Origin of the sequence: Rheinheimera sp. 1928-s (genome assembly GCF_029269265.1) — a bacterium.
Taxonomy (GTDB): domain Bacteria; phylum Pseudomonadota; class Gammaproteobacteria; order Enterobacterales; family Alteromonadaceae; genus Pararheinheimera.
Window position 1 is genome coordinate 316,920 of record NZ_JARIXP010000005.1, and the last position, 18,756, is coordinate 335,675.

Below are 18,756 nucleotides of genomic sequence, written 5' to 3' on the forward strand. Positions count from 1 at the left end.
ACTGCTTTTTTCAGTTCTGGAGTGATGTCATGTCGATCGAACCCGCCTTTTTTATTGGTCACGGCAGTCCTATGAATGCGCTGGAACAAAATACTGCAGTGCAGCAATGGCACTCAGTGGCACAAGGTTATACACCCAAAGCCATTCTGATGATTTCCGCTCATTGGTATACCCAGGGCACAGCGGTAACTGCTATGGCCTGCCCCAGAACTATTCATGACTTTTACGGTTTTCCTGAAAAACTGCAGCAGGTGCAGTACCCTGCCCCAGGCTGCCCTGAACTGGCGACAGAGATCCATGAGCTGTTAGCTCCTCATCCGGTGCAACTGGATTTGAACTGGGGTTTGGATCACGGTGCCTGGTCGGTATTGATGCATATGTTTCCACAGGCAGATGTGCCTGTTGTGCAACTCAGTCTTGATCAGAATTTGAGTCCGGCTGAGCATCTGGAGTTGGCAAAAAAGCTGGCTCCACTTCGCAAGCAAGGTGTGATGATTGTTGGTTCTGGTAATGTGGTGCATAACCTGCGTTTACTGGACTGGCAAAGCACAGAGCCACCTTTGTGGGCGAAACAGTTTAACGCACAGATCAAAGCGCTTTTGCTGACAAAAAACTTTAGTGCCATAGCGCAATATCAGGATGTTACTGAACACGCCAGATTGGCAGTACCACATCCTGACCACTTTTTACCTTTGCTGTATGTGCTTGGCAGCATGCTGGATAGCGATGATCTGAGTCTGTTTAACGATGAGATTGTGTATGGGGCATTGAGTATGTTGTCAGTGCAACTGATCAACAGCAAGCGAGATTAAAACAGCAGATAAGCGTTACTCAAGGTAACGTTTTTTCTGCTGTTGCAGATCATTGATCGCCTGCGACAATTCAGCGCCGCTCAGGCGGTGTTGTTGCATCAACTGCTGCATAGCTTCAGACAATTCTGCACTGCTGTGCTCTGTCGCAGGAATTTTTGCCTGACGGTAATAAGTAGTACCAAAATCAATCAAAGCACAGAGCAGATACACCAGCAGAAAAACGGCCGGATACTTTATTTTGTGTACCATGTTTTCAGCTCCTGTTCCCATTGCGTCCGCTCGTCTGGCCATAAATTTTTGCTGGTCGCCTCGTCAAACTTATAGCGCTTATTGGCTTTGAGTTTTAACAACACTGCACCAGGCAAAGTTTCCAGATCAGCATATTCCAGCTCACCCGCTTTTAATACTTTGGCGTAATCCAGAATTTTAGCGGTGAATTCTTTGGTCAAAGGTGTAGGTGCCATTAATTTAACCTGACACAAAGTATTACGGCATTCGCTGGCCAAAATACGCAACTCATTATTGGTGGTGGTGACAGCCAAATGCGCTAACAGATATTCGGTCGCCTCTGCCCAGCCTTCATCTCTGTCCTGCGAGTCCCAGCTTGCATGGTGTTCCAACAAGACTTTTTCTTCAGACATCAAAGCTCGAATCCCTAAATAGGCATGAAGCACTTGCGCAGCTTCCGGACTTTTTTGCTCAAAATCATTAGCTTGATTTAACTGAGATTGGGTCATAGGTTCAGGCAGCAGCATAAAAGCCAACCAGGGTTTGGCCTGATAAGCATAAATAGCAGCAACACTAAGTAGCAGGCAGAACAGCCACTGTGCAGCAACAGATTGTAAATTGAGCTGAAACTTCAACGCCATACAAACTCCAATCAAAAGGCGGCAAAGTTTAACAGAGCCTGAATCAGTACTAAAGCGGCTTGTTTAAATGGCACGGGAAAACAGCAAGGGTCCCACGTCTTCAAGCAAAGACAATTGTGTTTTACCTTCCAGACTAAAACCTAGTTTGGTCACAACCTGTTTAGAAGCTTCGTTATCCGGATGGATCACTGCCACTAAGCGGCTCAGGCCTAAAGCCTGAGCAAACTCAATCACGGCAGAACCTGCTTCTGTCGCTAAACCTTTGCCCCAGAATTCTGGTAAAAAACGATAACCAAGCTCAGTTTCCTGAATTTCTTCAAGATACTTAATGCCACTAAAACCTATCACCTTCCCCGTTTCTTTCCAGACACAGGCAAAACGGCCATAACCATAGACCTGATAATCCCGCAGCGGATGCTGTTGCAGATAATCCAGCACATCCTGTTTCGATTGCGCTGGTTTATTGCCAACATAACGTATCACTTGCGGCACAGTCGCCAATGAATACATAGCATCGACATCATCCAGCGTAAAAGAGCGCAAGATTAAACGTGGGGTTTCAAGTACAGCATCCATTGCCATAAGTCTTACCCTTTGCCTTTTTTGCTAAAAGAGGGTTTACCGGATGAGCGTTTGATTTTCTCCACAGCTTTAGCCGCAGGGTTTACCCCAGTGTGACGGGTTAAGGCCACCTGACCTGGTTTTTTACCTGGTACCTTGGTGCCACGCAGGAATAGATCTTCTTTGCCTTCTTCCGGCACCAGACAACCTTTGCTTCTGCCAATCAGGTGTTTTAAGCCCATTTTGACTAAAGCTTCGCGGATCATCGGCCAGCCTTTCGGGTCGTGGTAACGCAATAAGGCTTTATGTAAGCGCCGCTGACGTTCACCTTTTGGCACTGGCACCACTTCGGTATTGCCTTTGATGTTTTTCAGCGAGTTCATCTCGGTGTGATAGATGGTGGTCGCGTTCGCCATAGGGCTTGGGTAGAAGTTCTGTACTTGATCCAGTTTAAAATCACGTTCTTTCAACCACAGTGCTAAATTCACCATGTCTTTATCTGTAGTGCCCGGGTGCGCTGAAATAAAATATGGGATCAGGTATTGCTCTTTACCCGCTTCACGGCTGAAGCGGTCGAACATTTCTTTAAACTTATCATAGGCACCCATGCCTGGTTTCATCATCTTCGACAATGGTCCGGTTTCGGTATGCTCAGGGGCTATTTTTAAATAACCACCTACATGGTGCTGTACTAACTCTTTGACGTAGTTTGGATCTTCAACCGCTAAGTCGTAACGTACACCGGACGCCACCAGAATTTTTTTGATACCATCCACTTTGCGGGCAGCACGGTATAAATCTACGGTCGGGCTTTGGTCTGTGTCCATATGCTCACAAATGGTCGGATACACACAAGAAGGCCGGCGACAGGTTTGTTCCGCTWTTGGATTTTTACAACGTAGGCGATACATATTGGCGGTTGGACCGCCTAAATCCGAGATCACGCCGGTAAAACCCGGCACTTTGTCACGAATTTGTTTAATTTCTTTTAAAATCGATTCCTGCGAACGGCTTTGGATCACGCGGCCTTCGTGTTCTGTAATAGAACAAAAAGAACAGCCACCAAAACAGCCACGCATAATATTGACCGAGGTTTTGATCATCTCATACGCAGGAATTTTCGCTTTACCATACACAGGATGTGGCACTCGCTGATAAGGCAAGCCAAACACGCCATCCATCTCTTCTGTGGTCAACGGGAAAGCCGGAGGATTCACCCATAAATGACGGTCGCCATGGCGCTGATAAATAGCGCGGGCACAACCTGGGTTAGTTTCCTGGTGCAAAATACGAGAAGCATGGGCATACAACGACTTATTCACACTGACCTGCTCGAAAGCTGGTAGTTTGACGTAGGTTTTTTCCCAGGGCTTTTGGCGTGGCGGCTGCACCAGTATCGGCTTGGCTTCCACTTCAGGCGCTTTGGTTAAGTCGATACCCTGCTGAGCAAATTCAGAAAAAGTGCCACAACCCACGTCATCTGCACCATAAGGATTAGGCACAGGATCAATTTTGCCGACTTTATCAATAGCTGTGGAATCGACACCACGCCAGCCCGGCAACGGCTCTTTGCGGATCACAGCAGTGCCACGAATATCATGCAGCGTATTGATATCTTCGCCATTGGCGATACGATGCGCCACTTCCACCAGCGGACGTTCGGCGTTGCCGTAAATCAGCAGTTCGGCTTTGGCATCAAAAATAATGGAGCGACGAACTTTTTCCTGCCAGTAATCATAATGAGCAATACGGCGCAGGCTGGCCTCAATACCACCGATGATCACAGGCACATCTTTGTAGGCTTCTTTACAGCGCTGCGAATACACCAGCACTGCACGATCAGGTCTTTTTCCACCTTCATTACCAGGCGTGTAGGCGTCATCGTGACGTAACTTTTTATCCGCTGTGTAGCGATTAATCATCGAGTCCATATTGCCGGCAGAGACGCCAAAAAACAGATTGGGTTTGCCAAGCGTCATAAAAGCATCTTTGGACGACCAATCCGGCTGCGCGATGATACCTACCCGAAAGCCCTGGCTTTCCAGCATACGGCCGACAACGGCCATACCAAAACTTGGGTGATCGACATAAGCGTCACCCACCACCAGAATAATATCGCAGCTGTCCCAGCCCAGTTGTTTCATCTCGGCCCGGCTCATTGGCAAAAATGGTGCAGTACCAAAGGACTCAGCCCAGTATTTAGGATAAGAAAATAAGCCACGCTCAGCCGCCATGCGGTCCACTGCTGCGGATTTTCTTAAAGGGACCTGATTCATTTGCATCTGTTGTTTCACTCGGTTTTTGCCTGCCAAAAATGGCCGCGCATTATACTTGTTTAAGTCAAAGAATACTAACCTTAAGCTGAACTGCTTTAGCCCTTTTGTCGATTAAAATTTAGCCGAAAGCAAGTTGCCACGCCAATGCCTGGTGAACCCGCAGCTGCGCCTTTCTGTTTTACTTTGTGACAGGCATTAGCCTGAATTGCAAAAGCCGCAGATCAAACCACTAACATTTAGAGCCAATTTGTTACTTGGTAACATAATAAAATCGATATCAAATAGAAGCTTGACTACCACATGATGCTTTTTATCGCACTTTTTTCATCAAACCATGTTTACTTTTTAATCATCATGGTACAAAGTAACATCAGAGCTTGACATATGTGGTAGTAATGAAAGCTTTGAACAGGAAGAGCAGGGTCAATACCTCATGGCTTAGTCAGTATTTATCTGACTGCCGTGTTGCATAAATTAAAACAAGAACAGAAGAGACTTAAACTATGTCTGAATTAAACAGCACTAACGATCATAATCACAGCACTAAAAAAGCCAGACTGAGCCTGGCTGTGACAGCTGCATTGCTGGGCATGAGCCCAGCCTGGCTGGTTGCGCAAGATTTGCCAAAAAATGACAGCGGTGTCATTAATGAAACCAAAGCTGATCCTGTTGAGGTCATAGAGGTAAAAGGTATCCGTGGCAGTATCATGACGGCCCAGGATCTGAAGCGTTTTGCCGATACAGTTAAAGACGTTATCACTGCAACAGATATAGGTGCACTGCCTGATAAATCAGTCACTGAAGCCTTGCAACGTGTTCCTGGTGTCACCATTGAGCGTTTTGCGTCTTCTGACGACCCAAAACACTATGCTGATGAAGGAACAGGTGTATTGGTTCGTGGTCTGGATCGTGTGCGCTCTGAAGTAAACGGCCGTGGTGCTTTCAGTGCAAACCCTTGGGGTGGTTTGAGCTATGAAGACTTTCCAGCGGAACTACTGGGTTCAGTAGAAGTGGTTAAAAACCAAACGGCAGACCTGATCTCAGGTGGCATAGCTGGCACTGTGAACCTCATCACCCGCAAACCTTTTGATTCAAGTAAACGCGTGGTTGCCTTTAGTACAAAAGCTAACTACGGCGATTTCCGCGAAGAGGTGACTCCTTCATTTTCTGGCCTCTTTTCTGATAGCTGGGAAACCAAAGCTGGTAAGTTTGGTTTCCTGATCGCAGCCTCCCAATCAGAATACAAATCCAGAGGGGACGGTGTTGGTTTAGGTAATTTCCATTCCCGTGGCGACTCCTTTATCCCTACAACAGATCAGTGGGGCGGTATTACAGGTGTAGACCCAAGCTCCCCTGTAGATGGTCCCGGCCTGCCGGGTCAGCCTGCAGGCAGTGTCTGGCATGTGCCAGTGGCAATTCACATGAGTACTGCAGAAAATGACCGGGAACGCACTGGCTTCACCTCTTCTTTGCAATGGGCCAATGTCGACGACACCATAGTGGCCACCTTAGAACATATTAACTCTGACGCATCTTTAGAATGGAATGAACGTCAAATTGGCCAGGCGGCTCAGGGGTTCAGAGGCTTTATGGGCTCCTCACAAAACTGGCGGGACGATACTGCCAATGGTCACCCTTTAACCACTGAAAATGGCTATGTCACCTCAGGTGTTGCACTTGGTGTTAGTCCGGAAACTCCATTTTTTTATCGCAGTCGTTGGAACTACAACGAAAATACAGTGGAAGACACTTCACTGAATCTGAAAATAAAAGCAACAGATCGTTTAAAACTTGAATTCGATTATCAGCGTATTGATTCGGAAAAAGTGGTACACAACTACAGCATGTCTGGTCAAACCCGTGGTAACCATGTGCATGTGGTATCCCCATATTTCCTCGATATGCGTGGCGAGCGTCCTACAGTAGAGTTTCTGAGCGATAATATTCTGACTCCGGGCTGGTCGCCAAATAGTGACTGGAATGGACCTGTGCCTAACCTGTTTCTTGGCAGTGGTATGGAGCAGGAAGAGCACAATACCGCAGAAGCTGACAGCTTTAAGTTTGATGCCAGTTATGAACTTGATGGGGTTTTCTCCAGCATTAAAGCCGGTGTTTATTACACGGATAAAGACCTGACTGTTCGTGACACTGCATATGAAGGCTGGTCAGCCATCGGCACACCATGGGACATGAATGATCGTAACGCCGCAGCTGCAGTCAACAGACCTGAGTTATTTGAGCGTGTTGATTTTTCTGACTATTACAATGGCCAAGTTCTTGTTGGCAATGTAAACAACTTCTTATTCCCCAAAATGGACCTGGTGAAAAACTATGCCGATTCATTGCGTCAGGGCTGTAAAGATGGATGGCACAACGCCACATTAAGTGCCGCCAATAACGGGGTTTGTACTGGCACTTATGTTCCTTATGCCGATAAACCTAACCGTGTTGAAGGGCCTTTTGCGGCACATAACATCAGTTCTTCGAATGAGCAACGCACAGAGTTTTATCTGCGTGGTGATTTTGAGCTTGCTGATCTGGAAATACCTGTAAAAGGTAATGTGGGTTTGCGCTATGTCAATTACCAATTGCAGTCGACAGGAGCCTTTGTACAACCATCGACGACAAAACGTGGCGAGCCTGGCTCCTCTTTGAATACTGTAATGCAACAAGCTGAATATAAAGATTATTACGATCTTGCTTCTGGTGAATCGCAATTAAGCACAGTAGACGGCACAGACTACAGCACTGTGTTGCCAAGCCTGAATCTAAGCTTTGAACTGGCAGACGATTTGGTGATGCGTTTCGGTGCTTCAAAAGGTTTGTATTACCCAAGTCTGGTGGATGCGCGCAATATCAGTCTGCTGGATTTGGATTATACCCGCCGCCTGCAAACTCCGGGCGCAGATCAGGATGAAGTGAACAACCCAGTGGTTGCACTTGATGATATAGAAGTAACTGCTTTAGCAGGCAACCCTTATCTGGAACCTGAGGAATCCATTAATCTGGATTTAACTGCCGAGTGGTACTTCGCCGATGCAGGTTTTGTCAATGTAGGCCTGTTCCACAAAAAGCTGGACAACATTATCCGTAACAGACAATTTGATCTTGATGTTACATACAATGGAGTGGATTACGACGTATCTGCTTATGGTCCGGCGAACACCGGCTCAGGCACTATTCGTGGTGCGGAATTCTCCTACTCTCAATTCTACGATATGTTGCCGGGAGCTTGGCGTGGTTTAGGTTTGCAGTTTAACTACACTTACATCGACCAAAGTGGTCTGGAAGATCCAAATGAAATTTCAGAAGGTACTTTAGGCTTTGATGAAAATGGTAATCCAATTGCAGACAATCGCAATACCTTCCGAGTATTCAGTGGTTTGCCGCTGCAAGGCTATTCAGATCAGAATATGAACATAGTCGGTATGTATGAGTACGAAGCTATTTCATTCCGTCTGGCTTACACCTGGCGCTCTGAATATCTGTTAACACTGCGTGAATCTGAAGAATATGTACCAGCCTTTGCTAAAGCTTCAGGCATGATGGATGCCAGCTTGTATTACAGCATTAACGACAACTGGAAAGTAGGTATAGAAGGCAGCAACTTGCTCAACACTGAAACCAAAACCCAGTATCAAATGAATCAGGCAGGAGACAGAACCGATGCACTGAGTTTCACGACAGACCGTCGTTATGCCATAAGCGTCCGGGCAATTTTCTAACCCCGCATTCTGTTCGAAAAAACCGCGTCGTAGCAATACCACGCGGTTTTTTTATTTGCTTTGACGCGAATAAAGCCCGATTTGAACCTTAAGCTGTTTTTTTAGTACATCACAATAGTGATAACACCCAGCAGCATAAAGATGGCACAGGCCACGCGGCGCGCCCAGTCCAAGGAAATACGTTCCAGCAACCAACTGCCGGCATAGACCACTGGCACATTGGCTGCCAGCATACCGATGGTGGTACCAAAAATTACCTGCCAGGTTTCTGGGTAAGTGGCTGCCAACAGCACAGTGGCCACCTGAGTTTTATCGCCAATTTCTGCGAGGAAAAACAAAATACAGCTGGCAAAAAAGGCACCGTATTTTAAAACGCTGACCTCTTCGCTGTCGTCTTTATCCGGAATAAGTAACCACAAGGCCACGGCAATAAAAGAGCCCCCTAACAACCAGGCATGCCAACCTTCAGGGATAAACTGCGCCACCCAGGCACCAAACCAGGCCGATGCAGCGTGATTCAATAGAGTAGCCACCAGAATACCGGCAATAATAGCGCCACGGGAGCGAAAACGGGCCGCAAGGAATAAAGACAAAAGCTGAGTTTTATCGCCGATCTCTGCAACAGCAACAGAAGCGAAGGAGGCAACAAAGGCATCAAAAAACATAAACTGCACCTGGCGGGAAAACTAAACATAAGACAATAAACCAACTCCCGCCTGGGGTTAGTGCATTGTCTTAGGTCTCATTAGTACCTGATCAAGCTTGATCAATGGGACGTTGTTGCCATGTACAGTGAGGTACAAGTATGTTGACAACAACACAAAACCTGGTGGTTTTGTAAATTACTCCCCTAAGCGCGCCGCCATTTTAGCTGCGCTTGAGGAATTTGGGCAAGCAAAAATTCGGCGGCAACGAAATTCCACTTAAGCTTTTAAGTGCCTTGCATGGAAACGCAGATGTTCTTCAATAAAACTGCTGATAAAAAAGTAACTGTGATCGTAACCTGGTTGCAGGCGAATTTGCGCCCCACTTTGACTGCGCTGATTGGCTTCGATTAAAGATTCAGTGCGAAGCTGTGACGGGTAAAACTGATCGCCCTCGCCCTGATCGATTAACATCGGCAAACTGCTTTGTTTTTGCGCCAGTAAGAAACTCGCATCGTACTGCAACCACTGGCTTTCATCGCTGCCAAGATACGCCGTAAAAGCCTTTTTGCCCCAGTCGCATTCTGATGGCTGACAAATAGGAGAAAAAGCCGACACTGAGCGATACCCCCCTGCTTCACGTAAAGCTATCACCAAAGCACCATGGCCGCCCATCGAATGGCCGCTGATAGCTTTGGCTGATGTGACAGGTAAATGCGCTTCCACTAAAGCCGGTAGTTCACGGCTGATATAGTCGTACATCTGATAATGAGCAGCCCAAGGCTGTTGGGTTGCATTGACATAAAAACCTGCGCCCTGACCTAAATCATAAGCTGCATCGTCTGCCACCTGCTCGCCTCGTGGGCTGGTGTCTGGGATCACTAAGGCAATACCCAACTCGGCAGCTACACGCTGTGCACCAGCTTTTACCGAAAAGTTTTCATCAGTGCAGGTTAAACCTGATAACCAATAAAGCACTGGCACTTTTTGTTTTTCAGCGGCTGGCGGCAAATAGACAGAAAAGTGCATCACGCCTTTGACGGAATCTGAGTGATGCTGATATTTAATCTGGCGGCCAGCAAACACTTTATGTTCGGATAACTGAATTAACGTCATTGCTTTATCCTTGTGCAGAGAAAGCCCGGCAACCCGGGCTTCTAATAAATGACTAAATACTGTGATTAGAAATGTATTACCGTGCGAATTGATTTGCCTTCATGCATCAAATCAAAGGCTTCGTTGATTTGCTCCAACGGCATGGTGTGAGTGATAAAAGTGTCGAGTTCAAACTCACCTTTTAAATAACGCTCCACGTAGTCCGGTAATTCAGAGCGGCCTTTGACACCACCAAAAGCAGTACCACGCCATACCCGGCCTGTAACTAACTGAAATGGACGGGTAGAGATTTCAGCACCAGCAGGTGCCACACCAATAATCACCGACTCGCCCCAGCCTTTATGGCAGCACTCTAAGGCCGAACGCATCACGTTCACATTACCAATACATTCAAAAGAGAAATCAACACCGCCGTCTGTCATTTCAACAATCACATCCTGAATCGGCTTGTCGAAATTCTTCGGATTAATCACATCAGTAGCACCCAACTGACGGGCAATATCAAACTTAGACTCGTTGATATCGATGGCAATAATGCGGCTGGCTTTGGCCATCACAGCGCCAATAATGGCAGATAAACCTATGCCACCCAAACCAAAGACGGCAACAGTATCGCCCTCTTTCACTTTGGCTGTATTCATTACAGCGCCCATGCCGGTCGTTACGCCACAACCTAATAAGCAAACTTTTTCTAAAGGTGCGGCTTTATTGATTTTGGCTAACGAAATTTCAGGCAGCACTGTGTATTCAGAAAAAGTAGAAGTCCCCATATAGTGGTAAATAGGTTGGCCGTCTTTGGAAAAACGAGTGGTGCCATCCGGCATTAAGCCCTGACCTTGTGTGGCACGAATGGCCTGACACAAGTTCGTTTTACCAGATAAACAGAATTTACATTTACCGCATTCAGGCGTGTATAAAGGGATCACATGATCGCCCACAGCCACGCTGGTGACGCCCTCGCCTATGGCTTCTACCACACCACCACCTTCATGGCCCAGAATGCAAGGAAACTTGCCTTCAGAATCCTGACCCGACAAGGTATAAGCATCGGTATGACACACACCGGTCGCCACAATACGTACCAGCACTTCGCCTTTTTGTGGTGGCATTAAATCCACTTCTTCAATTTTTAACGGTTGACCCGGGCCCCAGGCTACAGCTGCACGTGTTTTGATCATTTTCATTCTTGTTCTCCAAACCAGATTAGTAGTTACTATAGCTTATTGTAATTTTTTCTTATTAGATGATAATCCCTGCAAATAACAAATGAGTTTTGCATAAATGAAAGAATGGCAAGGCATCAGCGAATTTGTGGCGGTAGCAGAACTTGGTAGTTTTTCTAAAGCTGCCAAAGTCTTAGGCATTTCTGTGGCTCAGGTTAGTCGCACAGTGCTGCAATTAGAGCAGCGGCTGAACTGCAAACTGGTGCTTCGCACCACCCGCCAGGTACGGCTCACTGAACAAGGTACTTTGTATTACCAACATTGCCGCGCTTTGGTCAACGGCCTGCAACAAGCCAATCAGCTGTTGACCAGCCTGCAGCACGAACCTTCAGGCGCGATAAAAATTACCGCCCCAGTTTATTATGGTGAGCAGTTTATTGCGCCTTTGCTGCACGAGTTTTTATTACGTTACCCCAAAGTACAGCTGGATTTGCAGTTAACTAACGATCAACTGGATTTAGTACAAGGCGGTTTTGATTGCGCCATACGCTTAGGAACTCTTAACGATTCGAGCTTACAGGCCAAGGCCTTAGGCAAACGCACTTTGTATTTATGCGCCAGCCCCGACTACCTGCAAAAATTCGGCACCCCAGCTAGTGTGGCCGAACTGCATCAGCACCGCTGTTTAGTGGGCTCTGTCGATTTTTGGCGTTTTGAGCAACAAGGCCGAAAGCTGCAATTTAAACCCCAACCTTATTTACGCTGCAATAGCGGCGTGGCGTTAACAGATGCGGTACTCAAAGGTTTAGGCATTACCCAACTACCGGATTATTACTTGCAGCCATATTTAGAGGACGGCCGTTTAGTGGCCTTATTAGCAGAACAACAACCGTCCGACGAAGGCATTTGGGCTTTATATCCACTCAATCGGCATTTACCCGTCAAAGTGCGCTTACTGCTGGATTGGTTGCAGCAAGGCTTGGAAAGCTTTCCAAAGCTGACAGACTAGATCTTTATTTGTCGTACTTTTATTTGTCGTGTTTTAATTTGTCGTGTTTTAATTTGTCGTGCTGGGGGTTAAAAGTTACTATGATTGACAGAACAGATGCAGCAAACAAGTGATTATGTTGAACTTTCCTCTTATCGTTAAACTATTGCAACAGCGCTTGCCAGGTCTTATGGCTGTGTATGCTTTTGGCAGTCAGGTCGCAGGCACTGCAGACCAGAACAGCGATTTGGATTTAGCCGTACTGGTGCCAGGTTATGCCGATGCAATTGATTTATGGGATATCTGTAGCGATCTCGCAGAGCTGCTGCACTGTGAAGTGGATTTGCTGGATTTTCGTGCCGCTTCCACCGTGATGCAATACCAAATTTTGACCAAAGGACAGCGGCTTTACGCAGTTGATCAAGATATAGGTAGCTATGAAGCCACGCTGCTGTCGGCAATGACCACACTCAACGAAGCCCGCGCCGGACTCTTAGCTGATATTAAAAAGGATGGGTCTGTTTATGACCGTTGATAATGACTCTCTGCTTTCTGGTGAGAAGCCTTCAGGTAAACAGCTTTCTGATACGCAACCTGATGATGTGCTACTCAACAAGGCTGCGACTATAGAGCGTTGCATCCATCGCGCTTTGGACGAATACAATAAAAACCCAGCAACTTTTGCTAGCGACTTTACCCGTCAGGATGCGGCCATTTTGAATATCCAACGCGCCTGTGAAGCAGCACTTGATATGGGTCAGCATCTGATCCGCCTGCATAAGCTTGGTGTGCCGCAAAGCTCCCGCGATGTGTTTAGCCTGTTAGCCACAGCTGATTTTATTCCTGCTGAACTTGCCGACAATCTGAAAAAAATGATTGGTTTTCGGAATATAGCGTTACACGAGTATCAACGTTTACAACTTGCAGTCACCGAACATGTCATTCTGCATCGTTTACAGGATTTTCAGCTGTTATGCCGGATTTTGCTTGGAGGTAAGTAGGTTTGAACGTCTGACCGTGAATTCATATCAAACTGAGCAATCGGAGTAAAATTTGAGTGGCAGAAACGAAATCTGACGCCGAATTTCATCATCTAAATGACCTCCTCATAAATCAGTAAATGTCAATCTATACTCACTTTCAGAAACGCCAGCCCGTCTAATAATGACGTGGCTAAGTTCAGAGTCTTGCTTAATCAGGTTAGTGATCTTTTCCAAGATTTTTTTTCCTGCATTAGCACCAATAATCACCTCTTTTAAGGCATCGTACGGAAATTTAAAAAGATGAACGGATGGAGATACTGAATCGAATACAAGATCCGCATCAGTTAAAGATGAGCACATTCTCCACTCCTGCTCATACTCCCACACATCGGATTTCAACAAAAGTAAGTCAGTGCCATCCATATCCATCATTGATTTAGATGGTCTTCGACTTAAATAAATAACTTTTCTTAAATGATAAAACTCGTCTTTTTCTGAACGCTTTTGGTTAAAAAAAGGATGGTTAGAATCGAAACCAATACAGAACCCGCGATGTGAATCAGCATAATGTGACCACATCAATAAATTGTCATTTTTTTCAGTTAAGCTGAGCACTCCAATCATCTCGTTGGATTTAACCGAAAAGACAGTTGACACTTCCTTTGCTGATTTCTTTAGTAAGTCTGTAAACAGTGCGCTGTTATCTGCAAATTGATTCTGAATTAAATCTTTTAGCTGTTGTTTGTTGACAACAGCCCTGTATGACGGTGGTAATTTCAACAGCTGTTCATCCGCAATACTTTCGAGGTGTTCCTCTAAATATGCCTGGAAAAACTCACCCGAAACTATATCCGATATCACAGGCTTAAATTCAAAGGGATCGTTAAATACCAATGGTTGGGAAAACCGTATAGATTTATTTTCAAGCACATCTATACGATCAGGATGTAAATACTTGAATAACTGCACTATGTCCTCTTTTTTTACGATATAGGGTCAGTTGTTAAACAAACTATCTACCAGCCACCAACTGCCTTGGTTTGGCTGTTAACTGCTGTGCCAGATCATCCACTTGCTCCTGCAGTTCTGCTGACTTGCCGTTGAGTTGTTCAAGCTGAGAGCTTAGCTTTTCGATCTGCGTGCTTAGCTGTTTATTGGAGTTTACCTGCTTCACGTTGGCATAACCCATCAGTAATAATGCAGCTGTGGCTGCGATGGCGATCAGTGCGGTTTTATCTTTCAGAATATTCATGATCTGTCCTTAAATGATGAAATGGCGTGAAATTTAATAAGCAGCCTGACTGTATAGAAACAGCCCGGAAGGCTGAACTTCAACATACAATGACTCGCTTGTACCTGTAAAGCTTTAGAGTCTTATCTGCTACAAAGCTACTGCCCAAAACGTATACTAAAACAACTACCGCTTTGATCTGCTGGTTTGTACTCTAATTGAGCATCCTGCACCTGCAATAAGGCCCGCGATAAAGGTAAGCCAATGCCTGAACCTGTGGCCTTGGTGGTAAAAAACGGAATAAAAATTTGCTGTGCTACGTCGGGTGCAATACCTGGTCCGCTGTCGCTGATCTCCAGTTGCCATTGCTGCTGTGTATTACGTTCAAGCGTTACGCTCAGCTGTTTATGCTCGCTGTGCTGCATCGCATCCAGCGCATTTTGCAGCAGGTTAATCAGCACCTGTTCCATCAGCGCTTCATCCAGCCATAACAGGGCATGAGCAGGGAAGTCAGTCTTTAGCTCTACTCCGGACTGACTGAGGGCATCACGCTGTAAAGCCAGACAATTTTTGACAATAGCCACCAGATCAGTCTGCTGTAAATCGGCTTGTACCGGCTGGCTTAACTGTTTAAAGGACAGAATAAAATCAGCCAGATGCTGGCCGCGCCTGTGAATGGTCGTCAGCGCTTCGCAAAGATCTGCATGATCATCCTGAGTTAACAACGTATCGGCGACAGGCAAAATCTGCTGGCAACTTTGCGCCAAAGACGCCATAGGGGTAACAGAGTTGGCAATTTCGTGCGTCAACACCCGGGTCAGTTGCTGATAAGCCTGCACTTCTTGTTGCAGCAGCGCCTGATTAATACTTTGCAGCGTCACCAGTTTACGCAGCTGGCCCTGAATTCGGCTGCAAACAATGCTCAGCGCCAGCCGGTCTGTGTGGCCTTGCTGCTGCCATTGCAACTGGCCCTGATGATGCGTGGTGGTGCTGTACAGTATAGTGGCCAATTGCGCTAAGTTAGCCTCATCGAAGCGACCTTGTTGCAGTTGTTGCTGTTGCGCTGCAGTGAGCAAGCGCAGCGCTGCCGGGTTGGCTTGTAACAGTTGTCCATCAGCTGAAAATTCCAGTACCGCGACATCCAACTGACTCAGCAGGGTTTGCAAATACTGAGCTTTGGCTTCAGCCTGCTGGCGGCTATTGCCTAATTGCAACTGAACCTGGGCCAGTAACTGCTGCAGTTCTGGCTGGTCGCGCAGGTTTAATGAAGTATCCTGATTCGCCAAAGCTTTAAGCACCAAAGCAGTCTGGCGCTGGCGGGTGCTGCAGTGTTGCCAAATCAACCAGGCCGCTAATACCGCTGCCAAAGTTAAGGCAACGGCAAAGGCCGATGCTCCGCTCTGCCACTGTCGGTAGCTTAAAATCAGCAGCACAGTAAAACTGCCAAGCAAGAGCAGCAAACGCATATTAAAGGCCATATTTTTCCAACCGCCGGTATAAAGCGCCACGGGTTAAGCCCAGCGCTTTAGCTGCCTGACTGACATTACCCTGATAATACTGCAGCGCCTGACGAATGGTTTTTTCTTCAACAAATTCAAGGAAAAAATCAGTGTCCGCTGTTTGCTCCGAGGCTGCAGTTGCATGAGTCGTTGTAGTGGGTGTCAGCGCTGAACTTTGCAACTGACTGAAATCCAGCATATTAGCTTCAGCCAATACCACTGCACGCTCTACTGCATGCGCTAGTTGCCGTACGTTACCTGGCCAGTCATAACTTTGCAGAGTGCGCTTATCGGCAGCGCTTATCTGTAAACCGTCGCGCTGATAACGCTGGCAATAATGCTGCAGATACCAATCCAGCAGCAAAGAGATATCTTCTTTGCGATCTCTAAGGGGTGGCAACACCATCTCCACCGTATTGATACGGTAGAGTAAATCCTGCCGGAAGCTGCCCTCTGTCACAGCCTGATAGAGGTTTTCGTTGGTGGCGCAAATTAAACGAATGTCCACAGCCACAGCCTGACTGGCGCCAACAGGCACCACAGTGCGGTTTTGCAGTGCAGTCAGCAGTTTGGCTTGTTGTGGCAGGGCCAGATTGGCTAGTTCATCCAGCAACAGACTACCGCCATTGGCCTCGACAAAACGGCCGGCATAGTCGGTTTTGGCGTCGGTAAAAGCGCCCTTTTTATGACCAAACAACTCACTTTCCAGCAAGCTGGTGCTTAAACTGCCCATATCCACACTGACAAAAGGCGCAGCCGCGCGTTTAGAGGCCTGATGAATAGCCTGAGCGACCAACGCTTTGCCTGTGCCGCTTTCGCCCAGCAGCAATACATTGGCGTCAGTGGCAGCTACTTTTTCAATGGTGCGCAGTACCTGCTGCATAGCCGGGCTGTCACCTAAAAGTGGAATAGTGTCAGTTGCAGTGTTTTCGGATGCTGCGCGCGAAGCTGGGCTCTGTTGAGCAGACCAGGGTTGAGCAGAGGTGTGCTGAGTTGGCTGTTGCACCGCCTGTTGCAGCGTCTGCAATAACTGCTCATTCTGCCAGGGTTTTGCAATAAAATTCGCAGCACCACTTTGCATAGCTTTTACCGCCAAAGGTAAGGCCGCATAAGCGGTCATCATTACTACTTTGAGCTCTGGTTGCGCCTTTAATGCCTGTTTTAAGTAAAACAAACCTTCTTCGCCACTTTGGGTATCGCGGCTGAAATTCATATCCAGCAACAGCAAAGCAAAAGGCAGGCCGTCTGGCGGATCCTGCAGCGTACTGACTAATAAAGCAGGCTCATGTAAGGTCACGACCTGGGTATAATGCTGCTTCAAAAAAATACGGCTGGCGATCAGAATGTCGTGGTTATCATCCAGTACCAGTACCTTATAGGGCTGTTTCATGACTACGTCCTTGCGGTTGATTCCAGAACCCTACCGAAAACGCCATGCCTTCGCAACAGTCTTTTAAATCCAATAGCTTAAGGTTTTTTCACACTGTCCATTTATGGACAGTCTGTTGTATCACCAGCGGACAGTTCCAAACAACATAAAACAATAAACCATTGATAAACAATAACTTACAATCTGGCACAGCCATTGCGTTAGAAAGCTCACTGAACACGATTTTTTGGAGCATACCAATGGATAAAAAAATCACGCCCACAACCCGCCGTCGCCTGACAGCACCAGCTATCGTGGTTGCAATGCTTGCAGGCACAGCCTGGTTTGGCAGTACCTGGCAAGCCAGTGCTCAAATGTCATTGGCCTTGCCACTAAGCTCAGTCAGCACAGCCCTGGTGCAGCAGCAAAGCCTGCAGGAAAGCATAGCACTGCGCGCCAATGTGATGCCGCAGCAGACGGTGTACCTGGATGTGATTGAAGGTGGCCGGGTTGAAGAAAAACTGATTGAGCAGGGTCAGTTTGTGACCCAAGGCCAGCCTCTGGTCAAGCTTAGCAACACAGCATTACAGCTGGATTTGATCAGCCGTGAAGCTCAGGTCACAGAGCAGATGAATTTTCTACGTAATACCCAAATGACCATTGAAACCAACAGATTAAACCTGAAACGTGATGTGCTGGATATTGAACATCAACTGGTGACGCTCAAACGTAATCTGGCGCAGACAGAGCCATTGGTCAAAAGCGGCGTTTTGGCCAAAGAAACACTGCTGAATTTGCAACAGGATTTACGTTATCAGCAGGAGCGATTGAAGCTGACACAACAGCAGCAGAAGCAGGACGAAGCCATTCGTAAACAGCAATTAAGCCAGTTAAGTGAAAGTGTGGCTATGCTGACCAAAAACCTCGAATTTGCCCGCCAGAATGTGCAAAACCTGTTGGTGCGGGCTCCGGTCAGCGGTTATCTGAGCGAGTTTAACGTCGAAGCCGGTGAATCCCGCGCTCCGGGCAGCCGCATGGGTCAAATTGATATCCCGGACCGCTACAAGTTAGTCGCCAGTGTTGATGAGTTTTATTTAAGCCGTGTTAGCACCGGCATGCAAGCCAATGCCAGCCTGAATCAACAGGACTTGCAACTGACAGTCAGCCGGGTTGACAGCCGGGTCGTCAATAACCAGTTYCAACTTGAATTTACTCTGCCGGGTGAACACAAGGTGAAACGTGGCCAGTCGGTGAACTTAACACTGCAACTCGAAGCCCAGCAGCGTGATGCCTTGGTACTGCCACGCGGTGCTTACCTGACCGACAGTGCTGGCCAGTATGTCTATCTGCTCGACAGCAAAACAGCCACTGCTCGCAAACAAGCCGTCACTCTGGGTAAACAAAGCGCCAATCAGATTGAAATTGTCAGCGGCCTGAACGCTGGCGATCAGGTGATCATTTCCGGCTATCGCGATTTCGCACAAGCCGATACTATTCAACTACAACACTAAGGACAGCCT

General features: G+C 47.0%; 17 protein-coding genes. 6 read left to right on the forward strand and 11 right to left on the reverse strand.

The annotated features are described in order from the left end of the window. Positions 1-29 precede the first annotated feature (29 nt). On the forward strand, positions 30-812 hold the full coding sequence (gene ygiD, locus P3C17_RS14430; RefSeq protein ID WP_300930092.1) for a 4,5-DOPA dioxygenase extradiol: 783 nt from the start codon (positions 30-32) through the stop codon (positions 810-812). Positions 813-827: 15 nt separating this feature from the next. On the opposite strand, the gene P3C17_RS14435 is transcribed toward ygiD, so the two are convergent. From P3C17_RS14435 to P3C17_RS14450, 4 genes are all read right to left on the reverse strand, one after another. Beyond that, positions 828-1,061: a hypothetical protein gene (locus P3C17_RS14435; protein ID WP_300930093.1), complete on the reverse strand. Its 234-nt coding sequence runs from the start codon at positions 1,059-1,061 to the stop codon at positions 828-830. Then, positions 1,046-1,681: a hypothetical protein gene (locus tag P3C17_RS14440; protein WP_300930094.1), complete on the reverse strand. Its 636-nt coding sequence runs from the start codon at positions 1,679-1,681 to the stop codon at positions 1,046-1,048. The genes P3C17_RS14435 and P3C17_RS14440 overlap by 16 nt, the downstream gene beginning before the upstream one ends. Before the next feature lie 63 nt (positions 1,682-1,744). Further along, on the reverse strand, positions 1,745-2,263 hold the full coding sequence (locus tag P3C17_RS14445; protein ID WP_300930095.1) for a GNAT family N-acetyltransferase: 519 nt from the start codon (positions 2,261-2,263) through the stop codon (positions 1,745-1,747). 5 nt (positions 2,264-2,268) lie between these two features. Beyond that, entirely contained in the window at positions 2,269-4,476 is a 2,208-nt protein-coding gene (locus P3C17_RS14450; RefSeq protein WP_300930329.1) for a YgiQ family radical SAM protein, read from the reverse strand. Positions 4,477-5,021: 545 nt separating this feature from the next. Between P3C17_RS14450 and P3C17_RS14455 the strand changes: the two genes are divergently transcribed. Continuing rightward, a complete protein-coding gene (locus P3C17_RS14455; protein ID WP_300930096.1) occupies positions 5,022-8,243 on the forward strand; it encodes a TonB-dependent receptor in 3,222 nt (1,073 codons plus the stop codon). A gap of 101 nt (positions 8,244-8,344) precedes the next feature. Here P3C17_RS14455 and P3C17_RS14460 read toward each other — a convergent pair whose 3' ends face one another. From P3C17_RS14460 to P3C17_RS14470, 3 genes are all read right to left on the reverse strand, one after another. After that, positions 8,345-8,908 carry a TMEM165/GDT1 family protein gene (locus P3C17_RS14460; RefSeq protein WP_233078413.1) on the reverse strand — a complete coding sequence of 188 codons (564 nt, stop codon included), beginning with the start codon at positions 8,906-8,908 and terminating at the stop codon, positions 8,345-8,347. Positions 8,909-9,166: 258 nt separating this feature from the next. Then, positions 9,167-10,003, reverse strand: coding sequence for an S-formylglutathione hydrolase (gene fghA, locus P3C17_RS14465; RefSeq protein ID WP_300930097.1), 837 nt, complete (start codon positions 10,001-10,003; stop codon positions 9,167-9,169). Positions 10,004-10,068: 65 nt separating this feature from the next. After that, positions 10,069-11,181, reverse strand: coding sequence for an S-(hydroxymethyl)glutathione dehydrogenase/class III alcohol dehydrogenase (locus tag P3C17_RS14470; protein WP_233010262.1), 1,113 nt, complete (start codon positions 11,179-11,181; stop codon positions 10,069-10,071). A gap of 103 nt (positions 11,182-11,284) precedes the next feature. Between P3C17_RS14470 and P3C17_RS14475 the strand changes: the two genes are divergently transcribed. The 3 genes from P3C17_RS14475 to P3C17_RS14485 all read left to right on the forward strand — a co-directional run bounded on the left by P3C17_RS14475 (position 11,285) and on the right by P3C17_RS14485 (position 13,155). Further along, complete coding sequence (locus P3C17_RS14475; RefSeq protein ID WP_300930098.1) at positions 11,285-12,175, forward strand: LysR family transcriptional regulator; 891 nt, start codon at positions 11,285-11,287, stop codon at positions 12,173-12,175. Positions 12,176-12,290: 115 nt separating this feature from the next. Continuing rightward, positions 12,291-12,689 (forward strand): nucleotidyltransferase domain-containing protein, encoded by a 399-nt coding sequence (locus P3C17_RS14480; protein ID WP_300930099.1) that lies wholly within the window; start codon positions 12,291-12,293, stop codon positions 12,687-12,689. Further along, complete coding sequence (locus P3C17_RS14485; RefSeq protein ID WP_300930100.1) at positions 12,679-13,155, forward strand: DUF86 domain-containing protein; 477 nt, start codon at positions 12,679-12,681, stop codon at positions 13,153-13,155. The genes P3C17_RS14480 and P3C17_RS14485 overlap by 11 nt, the downstream gene beginning before the upstream one ends. A 105-nt stretch (positions 13,156-13,260) precedes the next feature. Here P3C17_RS14485 and P3C17_RS14490 read toward each other — a convergent pair whose 3' ends face one another. The 4 genes from P3C17_RS14490 to P3C17_RS14505 all read right to left on the reverse strand — a co-directional run bounded on the left by P3C17_RS14490 (position 13,261) and on the right by P3C17_RS14505 (position 17,257). Next, positions 13,261-14,106 carry a DUF2971 domain-containing protein gene (locus P3C17_RS14490; RefSeq protein WP_300930101.1) on the reverse strand — a complete coding sequence of 282 codons (846 nt, stop codon included), beginning with the start codon at positions 14,104-14,106 and terminating at the stop codon, positions 13,261-13,263. Positions 14,107-14,149: 43 nt separating this feature from the next. Then, entirely contained in the window at positions 14,150-14,389 is a 240-nt protein-coding gene (locus tag P3C17_RS14495; RefSeq protein ID WP_300930102.1) for a hypothetical protein, read from the reverse strand. 137 nt (positions 14,390-14,526) lie between these two features. Continuing rightward, positions 14,527-15,846, reverse strand: a complete 1,320-nt coding sequence (locus P3C17_RS14500; protein WP_300930103.1) for a HAMP domain-containing sensor histidine kinase — start codon at positions 15,844-15,846, stop codon at positions 14,527-14,529. Beyond that, on the reverse strand, positions 15,836-17,257 hold the full coding sequence (locus P3C17_RS14505; RefSeq protein WP_300930104.1) for a sigma-54 dependent transcriptional regulator: 1,422 nt from the start codon (positions 17,255-17,257) through the stop codon (positions 15,836-15,838). The genes P3C17_RS14500 and P3C17_RS14505 overlap by 11 nt, the downstream gene beginning before the upstream one ends. A 239-nt stretch (positions 17,258-17,496) precedes the next feature. On the opposite strand from P3C17_RS14505, the gene P3C17_RS14510 reads away from it, so the two are divergent. Next, positions 17,497-18,747 (forward strand): efflux RND transporter periplasmic adaptor subunit, encoded by a 1,251-nt coding sequence (locus P3C17_RS14510; RefSeq protein WP_300930105.1) that lies wholly within the window; start codon positions 17,497-17,499, stop codon positions 18,745-18,747. The last annotated feature ends 9 nt before the right edge of the window (positions 18,748-18,756 follow it).